Consider the following 12,436-nt stretch of genomic DNA (forward strand, 5'->3'; position numbering starts at 1 on the left):
CGTTTACCATGGGATGTATTTCTTCCACCAGCTATCCTTTTTCTTCTCTTTACTAATTTTCTCAAAGTCCTCTTTATCATCAACATGGTCCATACAATATTCAGTTGGCTCCGTCCCTTTTGTAAAATACATTTTCACAGAGGTAGGGCATCCTTTTGTCGCAATTTTTCCATTCTCAGGGTTAATATTTAAAGCGATCACATCACTTGGTTGCTTCCATTTTTTCTTCGGCTGACCATCTAGTCCTTTTTCCATTGTATCTGCCCAGATTCTTTTTGCATAACCTTGTTCAGCTGGGTTGGAAATCGATTTTGGCTGGTCATATCCGATCCAAACTCCTGTGACAAGTTGCGGTGTAAAGCCAATCATCCAACTATCTGTTTCGGTTGAACCTGATTTTCCGGCATATGTTCGTGACAGTTTTGGAAGAAGGGATTGTCCTGTTACAGCGGCATAACTGCTTAAGTTTTTGTTAAACATCCCGGTCATCATCTCTTCCATAACAAATGCTTTATTTTTATCAAGAACTTGCTTACTTTCTAAGTGTGCATCGTATAAAATATTTCCCTCGTGATCAACAACGCGGCGAATAAAGGCTGGTTTCACCTGTTTTCCACCATTAGCAAACATACTATAGGCATTTACCATTTCAATTGGTTTTACAGGAGATGTACCGAGAGCGAGAGAAGGAACATCATGCAATGAACTTGTAATACCAAATTGTTTCGCTGCTTTTATGAGAGTTTCAGTCCCTAAAAATAAGTTTGTTTTGACAGCATATACATTATCCGATACGGCAAGGGCTTGTGCCATCGTTACAAAATCATCTGCATAATATCCTTTATAGTTTTTCGGTTGATACTTCGAAACACCGTCTCCTAAAGTAAATACGGTATACTCACTTTTTAACCGAGTAGCAGGTGTAAATCCTTTCTCTAATGCCGCGTAATATAAAAATGGTTTAAAGGTTGAACCTGGTTGACGAGCTGCTTGAATGGCCCGGTTAAATTGACTCTCTTTATAATCTTTTCCTCCTACAAGAGCAGCTACTTCACCTGTTTTCGGATTCATGGAAACAAGGGCGGTTTGGATATCTGTTGTCTTTGGAATATGATCCTTCACAGCTTGTTCTGCAATGCTTTGTAGCTTTGGATCTAATGTTGTATAAATACGAAGACCACCGCGTTGCAATGTTTGTTCATCTAATCCAACGTCGTGAAGAAGAGCAGCTTGTACTGCATCTTGAAAGTACGGTGCTATTTCTGTCACTTCTTTTGTATCTAATGAAGAAAGTGCTAGCCTTTCTTTTTTTGCTGCTTCAGCTTGTTGTTTTGTAATATACCCTTGCTCGACCATTTCATTTAAAATAAGGGATTGTCTTTGTTTCGCACGTTCTTTTTTTAAGTAAGGTGAATAAAGGCTCGGTCCTTTTGGAATTCCAGCAAGCATACTCGCTTCTGCCAATGTTAAATCTTTTGCTGTTTTATTAAAATATAGCTGGGCAGCTGCTTCAATTCCGTAAGCGCCATGTCCATAGTAAATGGTATTTAAATAGCCCTCTAAAATACGATCCTTACTATAATTGACTTCAAGGCGGATTGTATACAGTGCCTCTAATAGCTTTCTTTTCCATGTTTTATCATGGTCTAAGTAAAGGTTACGAGCATATTGTTGTGTAATCGTACTAGCTCCTTGTACTTTGGCCATCGCTTTTATATCAGCAATGATTGCTCCAATGATTCGCTTCGTATCGAAACCATGATGGTTATAGAATCTTTGATCCTCAATCGAAAGCGTCGCCTCTTTTACATAAGGAGAAATCTGCTCAAGCGAAATATTATAGCGCTTTTGCATCTTATTGCTTTGTCCCATAACTGTATCGTCATTCGCATAAAAAATACTCGTTTGCGGTACCAAAGTGGGAGGTGGTCCCATCATTTTTGCAACGATAATAATGATAAAAAAGGAACAAACGAAAAAAAGAACAGATGAAAAAACTATGGTGAAGAAAAGACGTTTATATTTTTGTAGTTTTGAATCGATCGTTTGATCCATCTTCTTCATCCCCTCGTTATATACTTTTACTAGTATTGAGGGTTTTATTGTATTTTAAACACAAAAAAGAGCCCTTTCCGTTAAGAAAGGAGCTCAAGGGCACGCGTAGGCCAATCCGTAATGATGACATCTACTCCGTAATCTATCATGGTTTGCAAGTCTTTCTCTTCATTAATTGTATAAGGGCGGAAGACAAATCCTTGTTTCTGCGCCATTTGTACGAATTCTTTTGTTAACAGTTTAAAGTTAGGGTGTAGCCCAGTCGCTTCTCTTTTTCTTGCTTCCCCAACTGGATCTAACATTGGTTCATCATATAACAGGGCTCTCGGAATTTCAGGTGCTATTTCAGCTAATAATGAAATAGAATCATGATGAAAGGATGAGAATATAATTTTGTTTGATAGATGGTACTCTCGTACAAGGTCGACAACTTTTTGTTCAATATTCGGATAGTGGATCACATCTGTTTTAAGTTCAATATTTAGCTGCAGTTTTGTTGTAGAGAGCCAAATGAGTACTTCGCGCAAAGTAGGAATCTTTGCTTCATGAAAAGAAGGGTGCTTATGACTTCCAGCATCTAAACTTTGTAGTTCCGCTACAGTTTGTTCAGAAACGAGTCCCGCACCATTTGTTGTACGATCAACAGTTTCGTCATGAATGACAACAAGTTCACCATCTTTTGATAGGTGGACATCAAGTTCGATACCGTCAGCACCAATGCGTTCTGCTTCTTGGAAAGCAATCATCGTATTCTCTGGATGGCTACCTTTCGCTCCGCGGTGTGCAAAAATAAGTGGTTTCTTCATTTCAAAATCTCCTTATGAGTTCCTTTTCTCCATTATGAAACTGATATAGAAAAAACACAATTCATATGACAAATATTTACAAAAATATAATAGTTGCACAAAAGTTAACGTTAACGTAAAATGTAATAATGTAATGAGAGGAGGGATACATATGTATAAAATCGATGAAGTAACGAAGCAAGTCGGTTTAACAAAACGTACACTTCGTTATTATGAGGAAATCGGTTTAATTCATCCACCAGAACGCAGTGAAGGAAATATTCGTCTTTATACAGATCGAGATATTGAACGAATTAAGAAGATTGTAGAAGCAAAAGAAGTATTAGGCATTACTCTGCAAGAAATGCAGCATTTTTTATCATTGAAAGAGCGAATGGAACAAAGAAAAAATAGTGATAATCCACTTGATCGAGCGATGATTCAAGAAATTAAAGATATGCTTGAAAACCAAGTCCAAATATTAGATATAAAAATGAAACAAATGGAGCGAGTGAAAGCTGAATTAGAAAACAGCTTAGCGCGCGCGCGTAATTTCTTAGAGAAAACAAAAGGAGAGTAAATGAATATGGAGAGTAGACAGAAAATGGGAAGATTCATTACAGTATTGGCTACATTCTTAGCCTTCTCAGGTATTGGAGTTGTCGACCCTATTTTGCCAATTATAGCTGAGAAAATTGGTGCCACACATTGGCAAGTAGAGATGCTGTTTACAGCGTATATTTTAACGATGGCAATTATGATGTTACCAGCGGGAATCTTTGCTTCCAGATTTGGAGATAAGAGAATGATGACAATTGGCCTTGCAATTGTAACTGTTTTTGCATTTACATGTGCTATATCACAAACAATCGCGCAATTATCTCTTTTCCGTGCTGGATGGGGACTAGGGAACGCGATGTTTTTTGCAACAGCAATGACATTATTGATTTCTCTAAGTAAAGAAGTTCATGAGGCAGTCGGTTTATATGAGGCAGCAATTGGTTTAGGTATGGCTGGCGGACCGTTATTAGGTGGTATATTAGGCGGGTATTCATGGCGTTATCCATTTTTTGCAACGAGCCTGTTAATTTTCTTAGCATTTATTTTAGTATTCTTTTTTGTAAAAGAGCCGGAGCGAAAAGTGAAGCGTAAGGCAGCTGGTGTAGGGGAATTACTTAACTTGGTGAAGTATAAACCATTTATGCAAGGTGCTATTTCAGGTATGTTATATTACTATGGTTTCTTCGTTGTGCTAGCGTATTCACCACTTATTATGCATTTATCAGCAATCCAACTTGGATTTGTATTTTGCGGATGGGGTCTAGCATTAGCGTATGGTTCTGCGATATTAGCTCATAAATTAGAAGGGAAATATGAACCGAAGGCATTGCTACGCTTCAGCTTATTTGTATTTGCAATCTTATTACTTGCATTATTCTTTGTTCAAATCATGTGGTTACAAATTGTTTTCATTGTTTTATCTGGATTAGCATCTGGATTAAATAACGCTCTATACACAAGCTATGTGATGGATATTTCACCTTATGAAAGATCGATTACATCGGGTGTGTATAACTTTGTGCGCTGGTTAGGCGGAGCAATTGCTCCTATTTTATCGGGAATTATTGGTCATGCAATTTCACCACAGAGTCCGTTTTTAGTAGGTGGAATCGTTGTCTTAGTTGGATGTGTTATGATTTTCATTCCTGTTCGTCAATCAGCAGAAATAGAGACAAAGACCCTTTCTTAAGAAAGGGTTTTCTTTATGTCGATATATTAGAATCAATCGACTTAAATATATTTTTAGTCTTTTTACACTTTTAACTATACTTTTCCGATGTTTTGTTTTATTTTTGTTAGGGGACATTAATGATGTCCCCATTATAAATTTGCAATGAAAGGCGTGATTGTACGATGGAACTATGGTTCACTGAGAAACAAACAAAACATTTTGGAATTACGGCGCGTATTAACCGCACATTACATACGGAGCAAACAGAATTTCAAAAGCTTGATATGGTAGAAACAGAAGAATTCGGAAACATGCTGATTTTAGATGGCATGGTAATGACAACAGAAAAAGATGAGTTTGTCTATCATGAAATGGTAGCGCATGTTCCTTTATTTACACATCCAAACCCTGAGAACGTATTAGTTGTTGGTGGTGGCGATGGTGGTGTCATTCGCGAAGTACTAAAACACCCAAGCGTGAAGAAAGCAACACTTGTTGAAATCGATGGGAAAGTAATCGAGTATTCTAAAAAATATTTACCATCTATTGCAGGCGCATTAGATCATGAACGTGTGGAAGTAAAAGTAGGAGACGGTTTCCTACATATCGCAGAAAGTGAAAATGAATACGATGTAATTATGGTTGACTCTACAGAGCCAGTAGGACCAGCAGTTAACTTATTTACAAAAGGATTCTACGCTGGAATCTCTAAAGCGTTAAAAGAAGATGGGATTTTCGTTGCACAAACGGACAACCCTTGGTTTACACCAGAATTAATTACAAATGTAGTGAAAGATGTAAAAGAAATTTTCCCAATTACTCGTTTGTATACAGCAAACATTCCAACGTATCCAAGTGGACTTTGGACATTTACAATTGGATCTAAAAAATATGATCCACTAGAAGTAAGTGAAGACCGTTTCCATGATATCGAAACGAAATATTATACAAAAGAACTTCATAAAGCAGCATTTGCTTTACCGAAGTTTGTTGGAGATTTAATTAAGTAAAGGCGGGGAACGGCTAGAAGGAACAATTCCTTTTAGCCGCCGCTAAAGCATGAATAACTCATTTAAGGTGTTTGTCTATAAGACTTGAACATGCTAGTTATGTATGTTTTAGAAAATAAAAAAGTCTTCTTATATTGATAAGAAGGTTAAGAGTGATCGAGAAAGAGGAGTACAGCACTCCAAATTTGAGAAATAATGAAAGGTTGGGATACCTTAGGTTCCACATAAGGAGGAAAAGAATATGCGTTTTGATGAAGCTTATTCAGGTAAAGTATTTATTAAAAGTCATCCAAGTTTTGAAGAAGCAGAAGCTGTTATTTACGGGATGCCAATGGATTGGACTGTAAGTTATCGTCCGGGTTCTCGCTTCGGCCCTGCACGTATTCGTGAAGTATCAATTGGACTAGAAGAATATAGTCCATATTTAGATCGTGAACTAGAAGAAGTAAAATATTTTGATGCTGGTGATATTCCATTACCATTTGGAAATCCACAGCGCAGCATAGACATGATTGAAGAATATGTAACAAAACTATTAGATGCCGGTAAGTTTCCACTAGGTCTTGGTGGTGAGCACCTAGTGTCTTGGCCAGTTTTTAAGGCAATGGCAAAAAAATATCCGGACTTAGCAATCATTCATATGGATGCTCATACTGACTTACGTGAGTCCTATGAAGGGGAGCCTTTATCCCATGCTACGCCAATTCGCAAAGTGTGTGATTTAATTGGTCCGGAAAACGTATATTCTTTCGGAATTCGTTCTGGTATGAAAGAAGAATTTGAATGGGTAAAAGAAGTGGGCATGAACTTATATAAATTTGAAGTGTTAGAGCCATTAAAAAAAGTATTGCCAAAACTTGCAGGACGCCCAGTCTATGTCACAATCGACATCGACGTATTAGATCCAGCACATGCACCTGGCACCGGAACATTAGAAGCTGGCGGTATCACATCTAAAGAATTATTAGATTCCATCGTAGCAATTGCAAATTCAGATATAAAAGTAGTTGGAGCCGACCTAGTCGAAGTAGCCCCAGTCTACGATCATAGTGACCAAACCCCAATCGCAGCAAGCAAATTCGTGCGGGAAATGCTACTTGGTTGGGTAAAATAAAAGTGGAGGTGGCTTGTTCAGAAGGGAAGGTCATTGGAACGCCTGACAAAGAGGCGCACTTTGCCTCGCAGGAAGGAGTGAAATGCCCGCCCCTTCTAGCCACCATAGCTAGATAAAAATAAAAGTGGAGCCGGCCACGAATTACGATATCGGTGATTCGATACACAATATCGACCGCTCTTCAAATTTCAATAACGATTATAAGTCATATGAAAAAAGGAGCGAGTTCCACGCAGGGAACTCGCTCTTTCTTTTATGCGACTTTTTCTTTTGAAGGAATTCCGCGGACTTCATCAGCGGTACGGATCGGGTATTTGCGGAAGACAAGCGTTCCGATATAACCGATAATTGTGGTAACAATCCCACATAATATAGCGGCGATTGTAACTTTTATTGCATCGTTAAATCCGAAAAGAACAAGAAGTCCTGGAATTGGTGATGCGGTACCAGGTGCATTATTTACAAGTTGAAATAAAGATGTGATAATACCAGCTAACGCACCGCCGACAAAGTTTGTCGTATAGATTGGAATTGGATTAGCAGCGACAACATCAGCTTGTGTCAATGGTTCAATAGCGACAGCAATCGTATCTTTTTTGGAACTAATCTTTAAACGTTTAAAGAAAATAAAGTTCAGTGGAGCTGAAGCTGCTACGGCAAGACTCCCAATCGCCATTGGTAAGCCTGTTAACTGAAGCATAGCAGTTAAAGCCATGGAGCTTAATGGAGATGTAGAGATAACTGTGATGAGCCCACCAAGCATAACGCCCATAATAATTGGGCTTTCTGTAGTTGCAATCGAAATAATAGAACCGATTTTCCCAAGTGTTGCATTTACAACAGGGTCTATAAACATAGCCATACCGCGTGATAGTGGTGCTGCAATAAATAAAATTGCTAAAAATTCCGCGCCAGCTGGTAACCTCTTTTCAAGGAATTTTACAATAAAGGCGCAAACATATCCGGCGAAAAATCCAGGTAAAATACCGAATCCGCTAGTAGCAATACCGATTAACACAGCATATACAGGAGATACACCAATTGCTAATGCGACTAAAATGGCCGATGCAACACCACTCATACCGCCAGATGCTTTTCCTACGGCAAATAAAAATTCGCTATGAAACATTTCACCACCAATATAACGATGAAATGCTTCAATTAGAAAGCTGGCAATTGCGGCATTTGCTAAAGCTCCCATCGCTTTCATTCCGTAAGGAGCGCGGTAGCTAAAAAGTGTAAATAGAGAAAGTACAACAAGTAATAGTGCTAAACCTTGTAAGATAGCCATTTAAAAACTGTCTCCTTTGATTTTTGTTATAAAAATTTGTATTATTCAATAATAATACAAAAAAGGATGAAACGGAAAAATTTTTTATTAGGAAAATACTGCAAAGTGAGTCAACCTTACGATAATGTAAGGGAAGTGTAATACATTTCAATAGAGTATAGTATACCCTTTTCCATATAATACAGGTATAAGAAATTCAGACAGGAGGCGCATCTATGAAGCTGGCAATGAAAGTGATAGCAGTTTTCGCTATTATTTTAGGTGGAACAGCATATTATTTACAAACAAAAACAGAAGGCGTTGATGCCTTTGTAGACAACTTCTTTTCAAATAAAGAAATACAAGATTATTATGCGGTTATCAATAAAGGTGAGAAAAAAGATGGTGAGTATTTATATACATTTAAAGGATATACGGAAGATGGAAAACAACAAATGATTAAAAAGATGGTGAACCGTCAATTACAGGAAGGGACCTTTATAAAGATTTACGCAAAAGGTATACAAGGAAAAGGTTGGGCAGAAGTACCGAAAGAATCGATTCCACCAAAAGCGTTGCAAAAGATAGAAAAATCATAAAGGAGCGAAGGGGTTCGCTCCTTTATTCATGCTTTAAAATTGTAATCGACGAACTTGTTTTATGCGAAATCATTTTTACCCGCCCACCAATCGGAAAAGTAAAAATAGGAGTTGTATGTCCAAAGTTAGCGTTAGCAATGACAGGAATATGTGTGAGTTCAGGTTTTGAATCAATCATTTCTCGAATGTCCTCTATAGTAGACTCTGCTCCTTTTTGCATTCTTCCTAATATAATGCCTTTTATATGTTCAAATTCAGGCTGTTGGATGAGAGAGTGTAAATAGCGATCGAAAGTTTGAATGGTAGATTTACCTGTTAAATCATCTTCTTCAAGGAACAAAATTTTATCACGTAAGCTTGGCATATATGGTGTGCCTTGCAATAAATTAAAAGTGCTCATATTTCCGCCAACAATCTCGCCAGTACTTTCCCCTTCATGTATGGAAATATATCCTTCGTTACTCATAAATTCTCGCTGTTCTTGGTCGATATACCATAGGTCATCGCTCCAAGTTTTAGAAGGGATTATTTCTATCGCATCTTTAGTAGTAAGGCACTTTAAAAAGTAATCTATCGTATAGTCGAGCCCGTGTTTCATTCCAAATGATGAAAAATGTGGGCCTGAATATGTAACTAAACCTGTTTTTTTATAAATTGCATTACTTAAAGCGGTAATATCAGAGTAACCGCAAAGAATTTTCGGGTTTTCACGAATGAGATTATAATCGAGATATTTCAATAAGCCATTAGAGTTATATCCCCCAAGTGTCGTTAAAATGGCTTTTACATTCGGATCAGAGAATGCTTCATGGATGTCTTGAACTCTTGAAGAAATAGAGGAGGAAGCGAATCGATCTATCTCTTCAGCATGTTTCGAGAATGTAACTTGAAAGCCCATATTTGTTAATCTTTCAATTGCGAGATTACGATTGTAATGAGAAACGATACTTAAACTACATGAAGGTGAAATGACTCGGATTTCATCACCTTGTTTTAATTTTTGTGGCAACATGTTTATCGCTCCTTAAATGATAGAATATTTAGATTTAGTGGTTATTTTAACATATAAAGGAAACAAAGAATGAATTATTTTACGAAAAGGAGTTTTCCTGATTTTTCAGCAGACAGATATGGGTTTTTTTTGATATGATAGGAAAAGTGATTTATTTTAATATCTATAATAATGTTGAAAGGTGTGCAAGACGTGGAAAAACAACTTGCAGGCTTGCCGGTGAATGTTCATTTCGTCACAGAAATCCGTGAAGGGGCACGTAAGGAAACCGTTGCTTTTCAGGCAAATGGTCAATACTATGTAAAAGGTGAAAGTACATATGTAACATTCCAGGAGCCAAATGAACAAGGCGAAGTGAAGACGATAATTAAAATTCAAGATGGACAAGTGCTCATTATGAGGTCAGGTGTCGTTTCAATGCGTCAAACGCATGTAAAGGGTGAATGGACAACTGGTACATATAAGAGTGAACTTGGCACGTTTGCATTGCAAACAAAAACGGATAATGTTCTTTTTAAATGGTCGGATGAAAAGAAAAAAGGACAGCTCTTTTTAGCGTACGCATTGCTTCTAAGTGAACAAGAAGCTGGCAGATATACAATTACGATTAATTTAAAGGAGGCAAAATAATGAACTCTTTAGAACAAGTAAAAGAATTGATTAAAGAAGAAATTAAAGCTGCTGTATTAAAAGCAGAATTAGCAACAGAAGAACAAATTCCAAATGTTATATTGGAAACTCCAAAGGATAAAACACACGGTGACTTCTCTACAAATATGGCAATGCAGCTAGCGCGCGTTGCGAAAAAAGCTCCTCGTATGATTGCAGAAGAGTTAATTACAAACTTTGATAAAGCAAAAGCCTCTATTGAAAAAATTGAAATCGCTGGGCCTGGTTTTATTAACTTCCATATGGATAACAGTTATTTAACAGATTTAATTCCAACGATTGTAAAAGCTGGTGAAGCTTACGGTGAAACAAACACGGGTAAAGGGGAAAAAATTCAAATTGAATTCGTATCTGCAAACCCAACAGGAGATCTTCACTTAGGACATGCGCGCGGCGCAGCGGTCGGCGACACGTTATGTAACGTATTAGCAAAAGCAGGATACGACGTATCTCGTGAGTACTATATTAACGATGCAGGTAACCAAATTCACAACCTAGCTCTTTCTGTTGAAGCACGCTATATGCAAGCATTAGGCTTAGAGAAAGAAATGCCAGAAGATGGATATCACGGTGCTGATATTATTGCAATCGGAAAACGTTTAGCTGAAGAATTTGGCGATCGCTATGTAAAGGCTGATGAAAAAGAAAGCTATGAATTCTACCGTCAATACGGATTAAAATATGAATTAGCAAAACTTCAAAAAGACTTAGATAGCTTCCGTGTGAAGTTTGATGTATGGTTCTCTGAGACATCATTATACAAAAACGGTAAAATTGACGCAGCACTTGCTGTATTAAAAGAGCGCAATGAAATCTTTGAAGAAGATGGGGCAACTTGGTTCCGCTCAACAGCTTACGGCGATGACAAAGACCGTGTATTAATTAAAAAAGATGGTTCTTACACATATTTAACACCAGATATCGCTTATCACCGCGATAAATTAGAGCGCGGATTTGATAAACTAATCAACATTTGGGGTGCGGATCATCATGGTTATATTCCTCGTATGAAAGCTGCAATTCAAGCGCTTGGCTATGAGAAAGAAACACTTGAAGTAGAAATTATTCAAATGGTACAACTATACCAAAATGGTGAAAAAGTGAAGATGAGTAAGCGTACGGGTAAAGCCGTTACACTTCGTGAACTTATGGAAGAAGTAGGCGTGGACGCAATGCGTTACTTCTTTGCAATGCGCAGCGGTGATTCTCACTTAGACTTTGATATGGATTTAGCTGTATCAAAATCAAATGAAAACCCGGTATACTATGCACAATATGCTCACGCACGCGTATGCAGCATCCTTCGTCAAGGAGAGGAGCTTGGATTACATGCAGGTGGAGATGTAAACTATAAACTGATCGCTTCTGAGAAAGAAATTGACTTACTGAAAAAACTTGGTGAATTCCCAGCAGCCGTTGCAGAAGCAGCACAAAAACGTCTACCGCATCGCATTACAAGCTATGCATTTGAATTAGCAGCAGCCCTTCATAGCTTCTACAATGCAGAAAAAGTATTAAATCAAGATAACTTAGAATTAAGTAAAGCTCGTTATGAATTAATGAAAGCAGTGCGCATTACACTTCAAAATGCATTAGCATTAGTAGGAGTATCAGCACCAGAAAAAATGTAATAAAGAAGAATGAAAAAGGCAATCACATCATACTGTGATTGCCTTTTTTTTATTGAATTGTATAAGTAACTGAAAAACTAACAGGGCTATAGTAAACAGATGGTGCATGATATTGTACGTACATGTTTCCGTCTTTTTGCGCAGTGAAAATGCGGCTATAACCATCGAAGTATTGTCCGATTAGATTATGATTTGCATCATAAACGCTATAACTAGGAGTCTTACTATTAGGATGGATTGTGAGCTCCTGTCCTTTTTTTAGAAAAATCGGCTCTTTTTCAGAGCTAGTACCTGATTGAAGAGAATAGAACTTTGTAAAGCTTTGTTCTTGTGTAGCTGCTGCTGCCTTTGTTTCAGGGATGAAAGCAGTAGCTCCTGTAATTCCTGCAAGTGTTAATGCTCCAGCAATAATCATGTTTTTCATAATAGAAATGCCTCCTTTAAGATGTAATCATTTGTGTTACATCTAATATTTTACATGAAGAAGACAGGGAATGAATATGCTTTTATGCATATTTATTTTTTCTCAATAAAAAACCACCGAATAATCGGTGGTTTG

The 12,436-nt window shown here is 37.5% G+C and carries 12 protein-coding genes; 7 read left to right on the forward strand and 5 right to left on the reverse strand.

Annotated elements, in window-relative coordinates:
* Positions 1 to 3: 3 nt before the first annotated feature.
* The gene (locus MR058_RS17375; protein WP_242145153.1) at positions 4 to 2,055 is read right to left on the reverse strand and encodes a transglycosylase domain-containing protein; all 2,052 of its coding nucleotides are present in this window, start codon (positions 2,053 to 2,055) and stop codon (positions 4 to 6) included.
* Between the two features lie 80 nt (positions 2,056 to 2,135).
* Positions 2,136 to 2,861, reverse strand: coding sequence for a glycerophosphodiester phosphodiesterase (locus MR058_RS17380; protein ID WP_242145154.1), 726 nt, complete (start codon positions 2,859 to 2,861; stop codon positions 2,136 to 2,138).
* Between the two features lie 151 nt (positions 2,862 to 3,012).
* Between MR058_RS17380 and MR058_RS17385 the strand changes: the two genes are divergently transcribed.
* The 4 genes from MR058_RS17385 (at position 3,013) to speB (ending at position 6,696) form a co-directional block, all read left to right on the forward strand.
* Positions 3,013 to 3,420 (forward strand): MerR family transcriptional regulator, encoded by a 408-nt coding sequence (locus tag MR058_RS17385; protein WP_242145155.1) that lies wholly within the window; start codon positions 3,013 to 3,015, stop codon positions 3,418 to 3,420.
* 6 nt (positions 3,421 to 3,426) lie between these two features.
* On the forward strand, positions 3,427 to 4,590 hold the full coding sequence (locus MR058_RS17390) for an MFS transporter (RefSeq protein WP_242145156.1): 1,164 nt from the start codon (positions 3,427 to 3,429) through the stop codon (positions 4,588 to 4,590).
* Between the two features lie 164 nt (positions 4,591 to 4,754).
* Positions 4,755 to 5,582 carry a spermidine synthase gene (gene speE / locus MR058_RS17395; RefSeq protein WP_087099523.1) on the forward strand — a complete coding sequence of 276 codons (828 nt, stop codon included), beginning with the start codon at positions 4,755 to 4,757 and terminating at the stop codon, positions 5,580 to 5,582.
* A 241-nt stretch (positions 5,583 to 5,823) separates the two neighbouring features.
* Entirely contained in the window at positions 5,824 to 6,696 is an 873-nt protein-coding gene (gene speB / locus MR058_RS17400; RefSeq protein WP_012096328.1) for an agmatinase, read from the forward strand.
* Between the two features lie 253 nt (positions 6,697 to 6,949).
* On the opposite strand, the gene MR058_RS17405 is transcribed toward speB, so the two are convergent.
* Positions 6,950 to 7,987, reverse strand: a complete 1,038-nt coding sequence (locus MR058_RS17405; protein WP_242145157.1) for a PTS sugar transporter subunit IIC — start codon at positions 7,985 to 7,987, stop codon at positions 6,950 to 6,952.
* A gap of 215 nt (positions 7,988 to 8,202) precedes the next feature.
* Between MR058_RS17405 and MR058_RS17410 the strand changes: the two genes are divergently transcribed.
* Positions 8,203 to 8,565 carry a YxeA family protein gene (locus MR058_RS17410; protein WP_242145158.1) on the forward strand — a complete coding sequence of 121 codons (363 nt, stop codon included), beginning with the start codon at positions 8,203 to 8,205 and terminating at the stop codon, positions 8,563 to 8,565.
* Between the two features lie 22 nt (positions 8,566 to 8,587).
* On the opposite strand, the gene MR058_RS17415 is transcribed toward MR058_RS17410, so the two are convergent.
* The gene (locus tag MR058_RS17415) at positions 8,588 to 9,577 is read right to left on the reverse strand and encodes a S66 family peptidase (RefSeq protein WP_242145159.1); all 990 of its coding nucleotides are present in this window, start codon (positions 9,575 to 9,577) and stop codon (positions 8,588 to 8,590) included.
* 192 nt (positions 9,578 to 9,769) lie between these two features.
* On the opposite strand from MR058_RS17415, the gene MR058_RS17420 reads away from it, so the two are divergent.
* Both MR058_RS17420 and argS read left to right on the forward strand, forming a co-directional pair.
* Entirely contained in the window at positions 9,770 to 10,207 is a 438-nt protein-coding gene (locus MR058_RS17420) for a YwiB family protein (RefSeq protein WP_242145160.1), read from the forward strand.
* Positions 10,207 to 11,877, forward strand: coding sequence for an arginine--tRNA ligase (argS, locus tag MR058_RS17425; RefSeq protein ID WP_242145161.1), 1,671 nt, complete (start codon positions 10,207 to 10,209; stop codon positions 11,875 to 11,877). Before MR058_RS17420 ends, argS begins: the two co-directional genes overlap by 1 nt.
* A gap of 49 nt (positions 11,878 to 11,926) precedes the next feature.
* On the opposite strand, the gene MR058_RS17430 is transcribed toward argS, so the two are convergent.
* Positions 11,927 to 12,301 (reverse strand): hypothetical protein, encoded by a 375-nt coding sequence (locus MR058_RS17430; protein WP_242145162.1) that lies wholly within the window; start codon positions 12,299 to 12,301, stop codon positions 11,927 to 11,929.
* Positions 12,302 to 12,436 lie beyond the last annotated feature (135 nt).

The sequence above is a fragment of the Bacillus cereus group sp. BfR-BA-01430 genome, from assembly GCF_022663115.1.
Lineage (GTDB): Bacteria > Bacillota > Bacilli > Bacillales > Bacillaceae_G > Bacillus_A > Bacillus_A cereus_BD.